This is a genomic window from Actinophytocola sp. NPDC049390 (genome assembly GCF_044466355.1).
Classification (GTDB): domain Bacteria; phylum Actinomycetota; class Actinomycetes; order Mycobacteriales; family Pseudonocardiaceae; genus Actinophytocola.
Map to the genome: position 1 here is coordinate 374,263 of NZ_JBITMQ010000007.1, position 15,089 is coordinate 389,351.

Genomic DNA, 15,089 nt, shown 5'->3' on the forward strand with positions numbered 1-15,089 from the left:
CGGGGGCCCCCGGGCCGGCCCCGGCGCGGGGCCCCCCCCCGCCCCCCCCGCGGGGCCCCCCCCCCCCCCGCCGGCGGGGGGGGGGGGGGGGGGGGGGGGCCCCCCCCCCCCCCACGACCTGCCGCTGCTGCTCGGGCACGGCACCACTCGGGCACACCTGCCCCAGTCGCTGCGGGTGCTCGCCAGCCTCGACGAGGCGCTGGACGAGTTGGAAGCCGACATCCTGCGCCGCGCCCGCGAGGAGGACTCGGGTCCGTGGCCCGCGATGCTGGTGGTGGCACGGCCACCACACCACAATCACCAGCGGCTGCAAGCCGTCCTGGACAACGGAGCGACGTTCGGGATCGTCGGCGTGCTGCTCGGGCAGTGGCAGGCCGGCGTCACCGCCTACGTCCGCGAGGACGGCACCGTCTCCGCTACGGGCCCTGGTCTGGGCGAGGCACTACGGGGAACGCGGATGTTCCGCGTCGGCGCCGACGACGCGACGGACCTGCTGGGGCTGTTGCGTCGCACGCAGCCGGAGACGCCTTCCCTGGATGCGATGGTCGGCTCCCGCATGCCGGGTCCTCGTGCCGTTGCCAGGGAGCGGGCCGATGAGGACGCGATCGTGCGAGATTCCGCGCCCCACGGGATCGGTGGCGACGGTGTGGTGGCCAGTGATGCTGTCCTCGCTGCGGACACCGAGCTGGAAGTGACCGCCGTGGCCGGTCCGCTCGACCGGTCCGACACCGGATTGGAGATCATCGAGACGCGAACAGGCCCACCGCCTGGTGCTCGGCTCCGAACAGCCGGGGTCACCACGCAGCCACCGACCTCAACCAGCGCCGACGTCCACGATCACGAGGCGGCAGCCACCGACGAGGGGCATAGCACGGAAGCGGCCGAGCCCGGTGACACCGCGAGGGCAGACAAGGTCGATCGTGCAGCGGTCCGGGTCCGGCTGACGGTCCTCGGCCAGCCGCGGGTGCACTGGCGCCCGCAGGCCGACACCACGGAGGTAGATGTCACCGGCGCGTTCCAGCCTCGGCTGCGGGAACTGCTGGTGTTCCTGGGCGTGCACCCCGACGGCGCCACCCGCGAATCACTGATCGGGGCGCTGTGGGCGGACAGCCCGCCGGAGAAGACCACCAGCGCGCTGAACACCGCACTGTCGCGGCTGCGCGGCGCGTTCAGCAAAGCCACCGACGGGGCGCTGACCGACATCATCGTCGCGGGGGAGGGCAGCTACCGGCTCGATCCCACCGTGGTCGACGTCGACTACTGGCAGTTCGACCGCGCCGTGACCCAGCGCCGGTCCGCCACCACCCCGCACGAGCGGATCGACGCCTACCGCGACATCGTCAACTCCTACACCGGGCCGCTGGCCGACGGGATGTCCACTGACTGGATCGAGTCCGCGCGCGAGGCCATCCGCCGCGACGCGCTGGACGCCGTGGCCGCGCTGGCCCGAGCGTTGGTTGACGACGACCCCGAGCAGACGCTGGACCTGTTGGAGATGGCGCGGGCGTTCGATCCACACAACGAGCTGCTCTACCGCGACATCATGCGGCTGCAGGAACGCCTCGGCCGGCTGGACGCCATCCCCCGCACCCTCACCCTGCTCACCACCCGACTGGCCGAGGTGGACGACCAGCCCACACCCCAGGCGATCGACTTGGCAGCCCGGCTCCGGCAACGCCACGAGACGACACCCCCCGCCGCCGCGGGCCTGCCACGCCGAGGCGAGCGGGATCCTCGCGGCCGTGGCCGCAGTGCGGCGAGCTGACCGGCCATGACGCCGCCGGACCCGGCACCCGCGCGCGGTTCAGACCAGGCCGCGGCCCCGAGCGCTGCCGGGTTCGTCGTCCACCGTGTCTTCGTCGTCGTCCAGCTCGGATGTGTCCGTGCCAACTCCGCCAATCCCGAGCAATGCCTCGACATCTTCATCTTCGCCGTGGTGCCGGCTGTATGCCTGCGCCTGGCCGATGAGTTTGGGGTTTCGCCTCACCCAGTCGACGAGAGGCTCGACCAGTCTCATGAATTCGGCGACTTCTGGTGTCAACGAGTAAAAGACTTTTGGCGGGAAAGTCGAAGTGTCGCGTGTGCGCACCAAAAGACCCTCTTCGGTCATCTTCCGCAATGTCCGCGTCAGAATGCTATCGTGCAGGACAGCGGGTTTACCCGACCATTCTTCGCCGAGGGAATACGACGTGATGGTGGAAAGAATCTCAGCGCGCCGCATGGGGCCGTGCGAAAGCGTCACGTTGATCGCCGGTGCCCACTTGTCGCCGAAGAGGTACTTCAAATTGTAGAGATCACGAAGGAACTGCTCGTCCCCCAGGAACTGCTCGTCCCCCACTGTCATGACGCCTCCCCGTATGCATCGGCCCGGCCCCCTCGCCGCGCCCGTGTCGTTCCACCCCTTGCCGATGCGCTCCACGGTCGCCTGGGTCGTCATCGGCCCCGTCGTGCCTGTTCAGCAGCACGTCGTGGTCTCCGTACCTCCTCGTCTGCACGTGATCGAGCCTTCAACATTACGCCGAACGGCGCAACGGACCCACTGTATTCCTACTCAAGTCGATCCTACTCCTAAGTGTTACGGAAGGTAGCTGGATCGGTGGAAGCGGACACGTACAGTGACTTCCGTTGGGGGTTCATATGGGGGATCACATTGGGGATCAGGTTGGGGATCCTGTTAGAACGCCACCCCCTGCGGGCGACGAAGGGGCCGGTCAGGCCCCCTGTAGGGGGATCCGCTGGTATCCCAGACTCGCTTGCCCACAAGCCGGTGAACACATCGGGGCGGGCTGGTGGTCGCGCCCGTAACTCACGGCGTCCGCGGTACCTCCGTCGGGCTGCTCGCCTTCTGCTGTCCCACTTCCTTTTCTTTGTGATTATCTATTCTTCTTTCCTATTCGCTGCCGGCTTTTCGTTCCGGTCGCCCTTTTGTGCGTTTTTCCACGCCGCTGACCTGCGGGAATGCTGCCGCGTGGCGGTTGATAATGTGCGAACGCGCGCCGGTCCAATGGTCGCGGGAATGGCGGTTAGGTGACCGCGTGAAAAGAGTCTTGAAAATGAGCTGTCAAACCTATTGCATGGCGCGCGGCGCAGAGTCATAATTGAATTGTCGCCGGGGGGAACCGGAAACCACAACGAATACCACGCCCGGCGCGAGCCATGTCGAAAACAATGGGGAGCCGATTATGTGTTACGCCGACACCGCCAACAATGACGACGGCACCGCCACCGCGTTTTGCTACTGCGGGTGGTCGGAAGACCACGGCACCCCGGAAGCGGCGGACGCCGCCGCCGAACGCCACCAGACCGACGCCGACGCCGCCGAGTCTGTCGCCGCCTGACAACCCGCCGCCCGCTACCCGTTCAGCCCGAAAGGACAACCCGCGATGACCACGCCCACCCCGCCCGCCCCGGCATCCGCCGCCGCGCCAACCACCCCGGCGGGTGCGTCGGGCTCCCGACTGCGCAACGGTGAACTCCGCGCGATGGTCGCCAAAGTCCTGGTCGACAACGCGGGCACCGCCCTCACCCCGCGCAACATCGCGCACACCCTGAACCGGTCATCGGGCGCGGTCGGCAACGCCTGCAAGGTGCTGGCCGATCGGGGGGAAGCCGAGGTCGTTTCCACCACACCGCTGACCTACCGCGCAACCGCCACCACGGCGTCCGCCGCCGCGTCCACGATCACCCCCGCCCCACCGCGCACACCACGCCCGAAGACCCCCAAGCCGCCCGCCGCCGCGTCCGCCGCCCCCGCCCCGTCCGCGACGGGTGGGACCGCCGCCGCCGCCGGGTCGGCGGGCAGGGTGACCGGTCCGGTGAAACGCCCGAACGGCATGGACTACCACCCCCGGATGCTGGCCGGAATGCCGGACGTGACCGCGCTGCGGCGGTTCCGGGACGCCGGGGTCGCCGCGCTGTTGTACGGACCGCCCGGCACGGGGAAGACCTCGGTGGTCGAGGCCGCCTTCCCGGACCTGTTGACCGTACAGGGGGACGGGGACACCACGGTCGCCGATTTCGTGGGCGAGTACACCCAGACCGACGACGGCCGCTACGTGTTCGTACACGGTCCCCTGGTCCGCGCGATGCGCGAGGGCGTGCCGCTGTTCATCGACGACGCGACGCTGATCCCGCCGACCGTGCTCGCGGTGGTGTACCCCGCGATGGACGGACGCCGCCAAATCGTGATCAAGGCCAACGGCGGCGAGGTCGTGGACGCCGCCGAGGGGTTCTACGTGGTCGCCGGACACAACCCCGGCGTGCACGGCGCGATCCTCACCGACGCCCTGTCGTCGCGGTTCTCCGCGCAGATCCACGTGTCCACCGACTACGACCTCGCCACCCAGCTCAACATCGACCGCCGGGCGGTCAAGGTCGCCCGCAACCTCGCCACCCGACAGACCAAGGGCGAGATCGGATGGGCACCGCAACTGCGGGAACTGATCGCATTCCAAAAGATCGCGGGCGTGGTCGGGGCAGAAGCCGCCGCCGGGAACCTCGTGGGCATCGCCCCGGAAGAGGACCGCGAGATCGTCGCCGCCACCGTCAAGGCCGTATTCGGCACCACCGTGGCACCCCTCGCCCTCGGTGCCCGCATCTGACCAACCCGCCCCCACCACCGACCAACCCACGCCGCCACCGTCCCGAAAGGACAACCCGCGATGACCACCCACCTGGTAGCCGACCCCGACGCGACCGGTGCCGCCGTGTTCCCCGCCCGCCCCGAATGGCTCACCCTGTCCACCGCGCTCGTGGACGAGGTCGAGGTGATCGCCGACCGCGAGGACCTGTTGGTCACCATCGCGCCCGGCGCAGGCGGGGGTGCCCCGGCGTGTTTCTACCCCGCCCGCGCGCTGATCGAGGTCGACGGCACCCACCTCGGGGTGGACCCCGCCACCGTGGACCCCGCCAACCTCGCCGACCGTGCCCGCTACGCGACCACATGGGGACTGCTCACCCACGAGTGCGGGCACGCCAAACACACCGCCTGGGACGTGCCCGAGGGCACCCCGCCCGCCGTGGCCGCCGCCGCCATGCTGCTGGAAGAGCCCCGCATGGAAGCCGCACAAGTGCGCCGCCGCCCCGACGACCGGCACTGGTTGCGCGCGTCGGCGACCAACCTGATCCTCGCCGACACCGACGCCACCGACCCCGCCCGCGCGCCGAAGATGACCAAGGCGGACGCCGCCCACACCGCCGCGCTGTTGCTGGCACGGGTGGACGGCGGCATCCTCACCGCCACCGAAACCGCCCCGGTCGCCACCGTGGTCGAGAGCATCCTCGGTGCCGACCTGTTGGCCGAGTTGCGCGGGTTGTGGCAGGAAGCGCTGAACACCGCCGACGACGACGCCGACACGATGATCGACCTCGGGCGACGGTGGTGTAAGGCCATCGGCACCGACCCGGACAACCCCGACCCGGACCCCGGCGCGTCCGGCGACCCGGACCCGTCGGACGAGTCGGGGGTGCCCTCACCGCTGACTCAGGCCATCGGGCAGGCGTTGGCGAACGTCGCGCGGGCGGTGGCGAAAGAGACCCCGCCGCAGGACCCCGCCGCCGTGGCGGCGGCACAGCAGGCCGCCGAGGACGCCGCCCACGAGGCCAACGAGGCGACCGCGCGGACCGTGTTCTCCGGCGCGTACTACAACCCCAAGGGCTACGGCGCGACCGCCACGGCGGGCACCCGCAAGCCCACCGCCGACGAACGCACCGCCGCCCGTGTGCTCGCGCGTGCGCTGTCCACCGCCGGGGTCCGTGACCGGGTGGCGGTCAAGTCCACCTCGCCGGTACCGCCGGGGCGGTTGCGGATGCGGGGTGCGCTTGCCGCCGACGCCCAACGCGCCGCCGGGGCGACCGTGACCGCCGAACCGTTCACCCGCACCACCCGGCGGGTCGCGCCCGCTCCACCGCTGCGGCTGGGCATCGCGTGCGACGTGTCCGGTTCGATGGGCTACCTGCGCCGCCCGGTCGCCTCGACCGCGTGGATCCTCGCGCACGCCGGACACCGCGCGACCGTGCCGGTGACCACCGCGACGGTCATCTACGGCGCGCACGTCCGCCCGATCACCCACCCCGGCACCGTTCCGGACCTCGTGACCGAGTTCGAGGCCGACGACGGCTCACACGACATCGCCGCCGCCGCTGCTGCCCTCGACGGTGCGCTCGGGCTATCCCAGCCGGGCGCGGCGCGGCTGTTGGTGATCGTGTCGGACGGGCACTACGACCACGACGAACGCGCCGCCGGACGCAAACAGGTCGACCGGTTGCGCGCGTCCGGGTGCGCGGTGCTGTGGCTGACCACCGACGACCGCGACGACCCCTTCGACGGTGTGACCGTGCACCAGTTGACCAGCCCCACCGCCACCGCCCAAGCCATCGGACGCGCCGCCACCGCCGCCCTGCGCGCCGCGCGCTAGCCGCCCGGTCCGGGGCGGCACCCGCCCCGGACCCCCAACCAACCGCGACCACTTTGGAGGTGTCCATCGTGAACGACAAGCACGTCGCAACCGTGGGCGAGCTGATCGCCGCCCTCGACCGCTACGACCCCACCACACCGGTCCGGCTCGCCACCCAACCCGGCCACCCCATCGAACACACCCTCGGCCAGGTCGTGTGCACGCCCGACGACGCCGAGGGCGACGGCACCCCGCGCACCGACCCGCCCGTGGTGTGGCTCGGTGAGGGCGAACAGATCGGCTATCTCCCCGGACTCGCACGCAACGCCCTGGGGTGGTCACAGTGACCAACCCAGCGACCACGACGCCGAACACCACCACGCCCGGACTCGCCGGACTGGCCGAGCGTGCCGTGCACGCCGCGCGCACCTACCGCACCGCCGACCGCGACGGGTTTTACCGCCGCCACGACACCCCGGAGGAGTGGAACCGGTGGGCACGTCGTGCCCGTGTCGCCCGCACCGTCGCCGCCGTCCTGCAGGTCCCCGTGGACGCCGTACTCGTCACAGACGACCCGCACCGGACCTACCGCACCCGGACCGGACCGGTTCCCGGTGACCTGATCACCGTCACCGACCCGTTAGGCGGACGCGCGTGGCGGTTCATCCCCGACTTCACCACCCCCGGCGACGGGTGGCTGCTGCTCGACCGCTGCCCCGACTGCGAGGCCGAGATCCCCGCCACCCGCGTCGCCACCCTCATTGACCTCGGCGAGTACCTCGACCCCGACGGCGAGATCTGGCCCGCGGACGAGGCTCGCGACGAGTCCCTCCATCAACCGGGGTGCACGTTCGCCCTCCCCACGGTCGGCGACTGACAACCCCACATCCACGCACACCTACACATGACCAGGAGACACCGATGCTCATCGAACAGGGCTGGAAGCCCGGCGTCTGGATTGACGGCCAGCCATCCACCAGCACGGACACCGCCGACGCCTTCGGCATGTTCGCTCACGACGTCCACAGCGACCTGCTCGCGGCTCGTGAGGCCGGACGGATTCCGGCGCACGTCGAGACCACGATCAGCGCCTCGACCATCACGCCGCTATGGGCGACGACACCCCGATCGCGCTGCTGTTGCACATCCGGTTCACCGGACTCGCCGCCCCCGAGCACGGCACCGCGCGCGACGAGGTCACCGCCGAAGCCATCGCAAGCCTCGACCGCCGTGGAGCCGAGCACCTGGCCTCGGACCAGTTCGGCAAGTACGCCGGTGCCCTGTTCTTCGTCGACGAACACGACCGGCCGTACGACGCCATCCGGACGCACAAACTCCGCCGCCCGAGCCCGCTCTCACCGTCGAACGCCCTCTCGACGGCGCGACCGTCCACCTCCTGACCCACCAACACTGCCCGCCCCGCCATCGGGCACGCCTACACCCTGACCGCCCGGTCGAGAACACGAGGTGAATGACGATGACCGACACCACCATCGCGACCGTGGGCGAGCTGATCGCCGCCCTCGCCGCCTACGACCCCGCCGCGCCCGTCCGGCTCGCCACCGAATCCGCCGAGTTCATGGATCACACCATCGGGCGCGTCGTGTGCACCCCCGGCGACAACGACAGCGACTGCGTCCTGCCCAACGACGCGCCCGTGGTGCGGATCAGCACAGGTGACTCGTCCTGCTGCCTTCCGGACAGTGCTGCCGACGCCCTCGGGTGGTCGTGATGACCGCGACCACCACAACAGCCACCGTGCGCGGCGAGCTGCCCTCGGCCGGCGAGGCCGCGGCGCGCGCCGGCCGAGAGGCGGTGGGCTGAGGGCCATGTCGACCAAGACCGACTTCTACGTCGGGCGCGGCCATGAAGCCGAGTGGCTCGGCTCCCTGCAATGGGAATGCGATCCCGAGAACCTCCTGCGCGTCCCGCCCGGACGCCTCGCCCTCACCGCGACCGATGAGCCCACCTACCGCGCCGCCGTCGCCGACCTGTTCATCACCTGGGAGACCGAGGAGATCGGCGCGGCCTACCCCCGCCGAACCGGGTGGCCATGGCCGTGGCCTACCAGTCACGTGAGCAGTTGGATCGTCACCTTCGACCCCGCCGACAACGACGTGTTCGTCACGGTTGGCGGTGGAGTGCGCTGGGAACGGCTCGACCCGCGCAACCCATGCGAACCCTGCACCGACGACCTCGGACCGCCGGACATCGAGGCGTGGCTGCGCGCCCCTGCCGAACCGCCCTCGGTCCCGCTTCCGCTCATGCGCCACCCCGGCACCGGACTACCAACCGCCGCCGGGCGAAGCCTCACCAACCCGCACGACCCCCAAGGAGAAGACCGGTGACCGCACACAACCTGCTGACTGCCCATAACGCGACCGACATCGAGATCGTCACCCGCAGCTTCACCGAGAACGGCTGCGAGGTGACCGCGATCGTCGCCGACCCTGCCGACGCGCAACAAACCCTGTACGGCGTTGTCACCCGCGACGGCGTGCTCGTCGGCAGCTACTACTGCGCCGACCGCATCCGCCAGTCCGACTGGCGCATCGTCACCGCCCTCGGGCGTCCTCTCACCCTCGACGGCCAGCCCGTGAACCCGGTCTCCGAAGGTGCCGCCGTCTATGTGCTGACCACCATCCTCACCGCCCGCGACAGCTACGAGGCCGAACAGCGGCTCCGCGACGCGACCCGACCTCCGCAATGACCCAACTACCCGCCCCTGCCGCCAGCCACTGCACTCCAGCGCGTTCCTCGGGCACGAGGCTCACAACGTCCCGTGGCGGGGCCGCCCCTTCCCGGCCCCGCCCGGCTCGAGGGACCTCACGAACTCCAACCGTCGCCGATCCACCAGGAGGCCATCGTGACCAGCCACCACGGCACGACACCAACGCCAGCCATCCCCGACGCCTTGCCACCCGAGACCGTGCTGCTCGCCCCGGCAGCTCCACACGCAGTGCCGATGCGCTCACCCGCCGAGACGTGGGGGCTCGTCGTCGCCGCCGTACGCACCACCGACGCCGCCGGAGCCCCGGTCCGCTTCGTCGGGGACGCACCCGCCCCCGACCCCGTCCACACCGACACCGCCGACCTGCTCGCCGGGATATGGCTACCCGAACAGCCGCCCGCCGACCTGCACGCCGGGGACGTCGTGGTGCGCCTGCACGCGCCCGGCGGTGGCGATCTCGATGACGACCCCGCTGTGACCGACGTCGAGGTCCTCGCCGCCATGCAGGGCGAATGGCGCACCGTGCGCACGTGGGAGGCGCTGAACGCGCGGTGGCCGCACGAGATCGCCATGACGGTGCTCGTGCACATGCGCTACCTCGCCGACGCCGCCCTCACCGACGCGCAGTGGGCGACACTGACCGGGCCGATCGCCGCCGCCATGCCCGACTGGCTCTCGCACGGACTCGGACTTGCCGGCGAGCCCGCGGGCTCGCCGGCTCGCCGCGCACCCGACGGCCTCGCCGAGCTGCTCGAGGCCGGACTGGTCAAGGAGGGCGAGCAGGTCAGGTTCGACAACCACACCGCCACCGTCGGCGCAAGCGGAGTCCTGCACCACGGACCGGACGTCTTCGCCGTGTCGACCGTCAACGCTCTCGCCACCCACCTCTGCGGCTACACCGCCAACGGCTGGCACCTCTGGCGACGCGCCCGCGACAACCGCCTCCTGGCCGACCTGCGCACCGAACTCGCCACCCACTGAACTCACCACCGGGGAAGGAGACCGTGATGACCACCGCCATGACCGACCGAGACGAGACCGCCGGAACCACCCCGCACAGCTACCACCACACCCGCACCGTCGAGATCACCGGACGCACCGTCCGAGCCCACGTCGAACGCGACTTCTACATCAACCAGAGCCGCGCCGTCGCCGAGGTGCTCAACGACCAGATGACCTGGACCAGCCTCGCCGCCGACGCGCCCAGCGACTGGTGGCACAACACCCCGACACCAGGACCCGACATCGACGACCCCACCCGGTTCCTCAGCCCCGTCACCGAACGCCTCCTCCAACGCGCCGCCGCGATCCTCGCCGCCCCGCCGACCACACAAACCATCTCGCCTCACCTGCACGGCGCGATCAGCGCGCTGCTGGCCACCAGCCACGGCTACGACGCCGAACACCGCATCGAGCCCGACGACATCACCTGGGCCTACACCTGGGGCGGCGCGCTGCACATCATCGAACACCCGGACGGCAGCGTCACCTTCACCAAACACCACCGCGAGGACTGCCCGTTCATCACCAGCCGGGGCGTGCAGGAATGCGACGAGGACTGCTACTTCCCGCTCCCCGCCAAACGGAAGCTCGGCCAGTGATCCCGATGACCGCCGACTTCTACGACGAGACCGGACGCCACGCCCGCTGGCTCGGAGCGCTCCACGGCAACGCCGATCCCGAGAGCCTGCGGGGACTCGATTGCGGACGACTCATGCTGGAAGCCACGGACCCGATGACCTTCGCCGACGCCGTACTCGACCTGCTCGACGTGTTCACCGGTGAGGGCCTCGGACAAAGCCACCATCCCAGCGACGGCTGGCCGTGGTCATGGCCAGACAGCCGCAGCACCGACTGGGTCTACACCTTCAACCGTGGTCGCGCGTGGGTCATCACCGGCCGTATCTGGAGTTACTCGATGCCCCGCGTTGATCTTCCATCACGCCGACAACCCGCTGCAGCCGCGCACACAGAACCCGAATCCACCTAGGGACCGGATCGAAAGGCACGGCGACACATGCCGAATGCACGAGACCTGCTCGCACCACAGCCACATTGCCCGGACTGCGAGGTCGCCATCGGCCAGCCCCACGTCGAGGGCTGCGATGTGGCCAGGTGCCTACGCACCGGACTTCAACGGCTGAGCTGCGAGCGCAAGCACAACTGCGGCAACGACACCTGGTCCGGCCGCTGGCCCGGCGAAGCCGACTGCGAACGCCTCGGCTGGATGATCGGTCCCGGCCTGCCCGACCTCAACCGGCTTCTCACCGAGGCGACGTGGAACCCCGCCACGCGACAGTGGGACGCCCGCGCCTGACCAACCCGCATCCACCCAGCACACGCACAGGGCAGCCACCCGCCCTACCCACCAAGCGACCCCAGCCGGGTCGCTGGTCGGCTCGTACGGCAAAGCCCAGCAACACTCCGGCCCCGTCCAACCAGGTCGCTGGCTGATCTCCGGGTGAGCCGCACGGTGCTCGAACGGATGTCCCGGATGGTGCCCCCCGAGGGGCTCCCACAAGTCCAATCGGGTTCAACCGGTGCGGCGGTCTCGTGCATTGGCTTGGAAACGGGAAACACCCAACCCGCCTAGCCAAGCGGCAGGTATGCCGACCGTCGCGACAGCGGGAACCGCACACAGCCCACCGGAAACCCAAACCCACTACACCCCTCACCGCGCCGAAGGGGCACAAACTGGGTGCGGTCGGTCCTGGTCGAAACTCGTAACCCCTGCTGGAGTAGGGGAACACGCGCGTCGCGAACCCACGGCCGGGTAACCGGGAACCGGACGCAATCGTGCCTCCAACGGCCAACCGTTGGAGGCACGAGGCAACAACGTAGCTACTGGCGGAGGACGGGCTACTCCGCCGACGTAGCAGCGAGAGAGTACTTCTTGGGCTTGTCGCTGGTGCGCACGGCGTACCCGCTCTCCACCAGCTTCTCCAGCGCGTTGTGCACGGCACCGGAGGACCGGTTCAACGCCTTGCCGATCGCGTTCGGGCTGAACTCGCCTGAGTTGTCCCGCAGGTAGTCCTCGACCATCCCGCGCAACGCTCCCGGTGCCAACCGCTGAGACTTTTCTGGCTGCTGCCCCGAATCCGTGCCCGACTCCGTGACCGCAGGGGGCTGGTCGTCGGTCGGCTGGTCGTCCGTGGGCTGGTCGTCGGTCGGCTGGTCGTCGGTCGGCTGGTCGTCGGTCGGCTGGTCGTCCGTGGGCTGGTCGTCGTCGGTGGCGGTGATGGACCAGCGGTCGGCGGGACGAGAACCCCCATCGGCGATCCCGGCGGTGCGAACGACGAGGCCGTCCTTCTCCCAACGGGTAAGGATCTTGGGTGCTGTCGACTTGCCGATCCCAGCGGCGGCGGACAGGGCGGCGGCGGTGCTGCCGGGGTTGTCCTGGAGTGCCTGCCACAGCTTCTCCTCGGTCTCCGTGCGCGGCTTCGCCGGGTCGGTCGTCGGGGTCGGAACTGCTCGCAGGGTGCGGTTGGTGGACATGACTACCTCGCATTGGTGACGTGTTGGGTGAGTGGTCATGCCCCGGCCGGAGCGGGTGCGGCCCCCGGTGCGCATCCGGTGGGTTTTCGGGCCACACGACTATGGACGCTTCCTTCGGTGCATGAAGTCAAGCGATACATCCAAAAACCCTTGTCTCGTGTGGACGTTCGCTGGTCCACGTTGCGCCGCTAGTGCAAACCGGTCGACTTCGCGCCCGTGCCGCGCACGGGCATTGACACCTCCGCCTGCATGAAGCGTCCATACACGTCGACCCGACAAACCATTGGAAACAAAGGGGGTTGAAGGATGCGCACCCCGATCGTCCTCGCGCTGCGCACTGGCCGGCCGAGTCGAGCCCGCGGTTCGCACAGCTCGGACCGGCGCCTCGGACGCAAGGGCACGCCATGATCGCTGTGACGGCACGGGATGTACCCGAACTCCGCGCACGGATGACCGACTGGACACGCGACCCCGGACTCGACGGCGCGAGCAACTGGTTCCGCTTCTTCCTGGGGCCGAGTCCTGACGGAGCCACCGAATCGCGGGTGTTCGACCGCATCGACGATGTGGGAGCCAGGATCGCGGGAACCCTCGCGGTCCAGCTCCCGGCGGCGGAGTTGTTCTACGTCTCTGCCGACATGACCGACCTCGCGCGTCATGCCGCTGACACGCTGACCGACTACCGGCTGCATCCCGAGGACTTGCCCGCGCAGATCGGGCTCATGGTCTACGAGCATCCCCCGGTCGAGGAGACTGCCGCCGCGCGCCACAACGCCGTCTCGGTCGTCTCCTGGGGTCCGGGGCGCGGCGGCTTGTGGGTGCACACCTGGGCGACCACATCCACATCACAGCAAGGAATCATCCGCATCGGACGCACACTCGCACAGGCACCCCACGAGGAAGTGCTGGCACGAGCGAGAACAGCCGCCGCCCGAGACCTTCCCGAACCGACGCCCGACAACAAGCCCTCCGAAAGCGAGGAGGTCGCCGAACAGGTCGCCGACCACGTTCTCACCCTCTTCTTGCCAAATCTTGAGCGCGCCCCGGTTCCACCGTCATTCGTCCCGCCGCATGGATACGAGTGGTGCGCGCTCACGCCCATGGAGTTCACCGAGATGGAGGGCTGGCCAGGCGGGGTGTCGGACGGCGAGTCCTCTGTCGACACCGACGCCACAATCGCCTTGCAGCGCACCATTCTCGCGACATGGCTGCTGATGGGGCAGACCCTGGTCCGCTCGGAGCCGATCAGCGCGCCTCGCGCCGCCCGTCGTCGGATCGAACGTCTCGACCCGGTGTTGGACCCAACGGTGCGCTACATCGACCTGCGGCGTGCACGCACCGAACCTTCTGACCGGCCAGACGACGAATTCGGGAAAGGCACGCGCGAGTACCGGCACCGCTGGATCGTGCGTGGGCACTGGCGCAACCAGTTCTACCCCAGTCGAGGCGACCATCGTCCGATTTGGATCGATCCGCATTTCGCCGGTCCGGAAGACAAGCCGCTACTCGGCGGCGAACGCGTCAACGTCCTGCGCCGATGACCCCCGACCATCCAACCCTGAAGGACATCACCATGACCACTGGATCCGACGCCATCCCGCCCCACCAGTCGGCCGCTGCCGCATCGAACGCCGACCTGCCGACTAATGACTCCAGCGCACAGGCCGGGACGCCACAGCCCGACGAAGAGTCGGAAATGCTCCAGCGAGAAGGACTTCCACCGGATGCGATGATCCTCGCCCCATCCGTGGCGGCCACCCCGATGCGTCACCCCGAGCAGGTCTGGGCGATGCTCGTGCTAGCCGTGGACGTCCTCGACGACACCGACCCCGACCGGGAGGGGGAGGTCGCCCTGTTCGCGGGCTGCTGGCTTCCCGATCAACCTCCCGCCCGCTTCTGCGACGGTGACCTCGTGCTCGTGCTGACCGAGCCCGACGACGAGGCACTCGAGGACGATTGCGACGACCGGGTCGATGTGGAGATGCTGCTCGCCCACCGCGACCGATGGCAGCGAGTCGGCGAATGGCCAGCATTGGACCCGCGCTGGCCGTGGACCATCGCACCGACCGCTGCGGCGATCATGAGCCTGCACACCGAGGCGACGGAATTCGCCGCCCATCACGCCAGCGTGGCTTCACCGTCGGCGCGGACCTTGCACGGCTGGGGCGGCAACGTCGGCATTGTGGACCTGCTCACCGCCGGGCTGGTCCAGCCGGGCGAGGAGTTCATCTGGGACCGCCCCGGTCGCGGTGCCCGACACACCGCCCGAGTCCAATCCGACGGCACGCTGCTGCTCGCCGACGGCCGGATCTTCATCAACCCCTCCGGAGCCGTCACCGCACTCGGTGGCAGACACCAGAACGGCTGGAAGGCATGGAAACGGACAGCAGACGGGCGTGCTCTGGGTGACCTGCGCGCCGCACTGCGCGCGCAACGCGGGCTCCCGATCGAACCCCGACAGCGTTGAC

The 15,089-nt window shown here is 69.7% G+C and carries 18 protein-coding genes; 16 read left to right on the top strand and 2 right to left on the bottom strand.

The annotated features are described in order from the left end of the window. Nucleotides 1-175: 175 nt before the first annotated feature. The gene (locus ACIBVP_RS22240) at nt 176-1,765 is read left to right on the top strand and encodes a BTAD domain-containing putative transcriptional regulator (RefSeq protein WP_396108119.1); all 1,590 of its coding nucleotides are present in this window, start codon (nt 176-178) and stop codon (nt 1,763-1,765) included. 39 nt (nt 1,766-1,804) lie between these two features. Here the strand turns inward: ACIBVP_RS22240 and ACIBVP_RS22245 are convergent, their stop codons facing one another. Continuing rightward, a complete protein-coding gene (locus tag ACIBVP_RS22245) occupies nt 1,805-2,437 on the bottom strand; it encodes a winged helix-turn-helix transcriptional regulator (protein ID WP_396108120.1) in 633 nt (210 codons plus the stop codon). Between the two features lie 745 nt (nt 2,438-3,182). Between ACIBVP_RS22245 and ACIBVP_RS22250 the strand changes: the two genes are divergently transcribed. The 13 genes from ACIBVP_RS22250 to ACIBVP_RS22310 all read left to right on the top strand — a co-directional run bounded on the left by ACIBVP_RS22250 (nt 3,183) and on the right by ACIBVP_RS22310 (nt 11,443). After that, on the top strand, nt 3,183-3,338 hold the full coding sequence (locus ACIBVP_RS22250; protein WP_396108121.1) for a hypothetical protein: 156 nt from the start codon (nt 3,183-3,185) through the stop codon (nt 3,336-3,338). Between the two features lie 45 nt (nt 3,339-3,383). Next, on the top strand, nt 3,384-4,601 hold the full coding sequence (locus ACIBVP_RS22255) for an AAA family ATPase (RefSeq protein ID WP_396108122.1): 1,218 nt from the start codon (nt 3,384-3,386) through the stop codon (nt 4,599-4,601). A 60-nt stretch (nt 4,602-4,661) separates the two neighbouring features. Further along, entirely contained in the window at nt 4,662-6,416 is a 1,755-nt protein-coding gene (locus ACIBVP_RS22260; RefSeq protein WP_396108123.1) for a VWA domain-containing protein, read from the top strand. A gap of 68 nt (nt 6,417-6,484) precedes the next feature. Next, nucleotides 6,485-6,742, top strand: coding sequence for a hypothetical protein (locus ACIBVP_RS22265; protein WP_396108124.1), 258 nt, complete (start codon nt 6,485-6,487; stop codon nt 6,740-6,742). Beyond that, nucleotides 6,739-7,272, top strand: a complete 534-nt coding sequence (locus ACIBVP_RS22270) for a hypothetical protein (protein ID WP_396108125.1) — start codon at nt 6,739-6,741, stop codon at nt 7,270-7,272. The genes ACIBVP_RS22265 and ACIBVP_RS22270 overlap by 4 nt, the downstream gene beginning before the upstream one ends. Before the next feature lie 232 nt (nt 7,273-7,504). Beyond that, a complete protein-coding gene (locus ACIBVP_RS22275) occupies nt 7,505-7,795 on the top strand; it encodes a hypothetical protein (protein WP_396108126.1) in 291 nt (96 codons plus the stop codon). A gap of 77 nt (nt 7,796-7,872) precedes the next feature. Further along, complete coding sequence (locus ACIBVP_RS22280) at nt 7,873-8,127, top strand: hypothetical protein (protein ID WP_396108127.1); 255 nt, start codon at nt 7,873-7,875, stop codon at nt 8,125-8,127. Nucleotides 8,128-8,224: 97 nt separating this feature from the next. Then, on the top strand, nt 8,225-8,743 hold the full coding sequence (locus ACIBVP_RS22285; RefSeq protein WP_396108128.1) for a hypothetical protein: 519 nt from the start codon (nt 8,225-8,227) through the stop codon (nt 8,741-8,743). After that, nucleotides 8,740-9,105, top strand: coding sequence for a hypothetical protein (locus tag ACIBVP_RS22290; RefSeq protein WP_396108129.1), 366 nt, complete (start codon nt 8,740-8,742; stop codon nt 9,103-9,105). The genes ACIBVP_RS22285 and ACIBVP_RS22290 overlap by 4 nt, the downstream gene beginning before the upstream one ends. A gap of 156 nt (nt 9,106-9,261) precedes the next feature. Next, a complete protein-coding gene (locus ACIBVP_RS22295) occupies nt 9,262-10,107 on the top strand; it encodes a hypothetical protein (protein ID WP_396108130.1) in 846 nt (281 codons plus the stop codon). A gap of 26 nt (nt 10,108-10,133) precedes the next feature. Next, nucleotides 10,134-10,727, top strand: a complete 594-nt coding sequence (locus ACIBVP_RS22300; RefSeq protein ID WP_396108131.1) for a hypothetical protein — start codon at nt 10,134-10,136, stop codon at nt 10,725-10,727. Between the two features lie 5 nt (nt 10,728-10,732). Beyond that, nucleotides 10,733-11,116 carry a hypothetical protein gene (locus tag ACIBVP_RS22305; protein ID WP_396108173.1) on the top strand — a complete coding sequence of 128 codons (384 nt, stop codon included), beginning with the start codon at nt 10,733-10,735 and terminating at the stop codon, nt 11,114-11,116. 27 nt (nt 11,117-11,143) lie between these two features. Next, on the top strand, nt 11,144-11,443 hold the full coding sequence (locus tag ACIBVP_RS22310; protein ID WP_396108133.1) for a hypothetical protein: 300 nt from the start codon (nt 11,144-11,146) through the stop codon (nt 11,441-11,443). Nucleotides 11,444-11,985: 542 nt separating this feature from the next. On the opposite strand, the gene ACIBVP_RS22315 is transcribed toward ACIBVP_RS22310, so the two are convergent. Then, complete coding sequence (locus tag ACIBVP_RS22315; protein WP_396108135.1) at nt 11,986-12,621, bottom strand: MarR family transcriptional regulator; 636 nt, start codon at nt 12,619-12,621, stop codon at nt 11,986-11,988. A 404-nt stretch (nt 12,622-13,025) separates the two neighbouring features. Between ACIBVP_RS22315 and ACIBVP_RS22320 the strand changes: the two genes are divergently transcribed. After that, nucleotides 13,026-14,162 carry a hypothetical protein gene (locus ACIBVP_RS22320; RefSeq protein ID WP_396108136.1) on the top strand — a complete coding sequence of 379 codons (1,137 nt, stop codon included), beginning with the start codon at nt 13,026-13,028 and terminating at the stop codon, nt 14,160-14,162. After that, nucleotides 14,159-15,088: a hypothetical protein gene (locus tag ACIBVP_RS22325; protein ID WP_396108137.1), complete on the top strand. Its 930-nt coding sequence runs from the start codon at nt 14,159-14,161 to the stop codon at nt 15,086-15,088. The genes ACIBVP_RS22320 and ACIBVP_RS22325 overlap by 4 nt, the downstream gene beginning before the upstream one ends. The last annotated feature ends 1 nt before the right edge of the window (nt 15,089 follow it).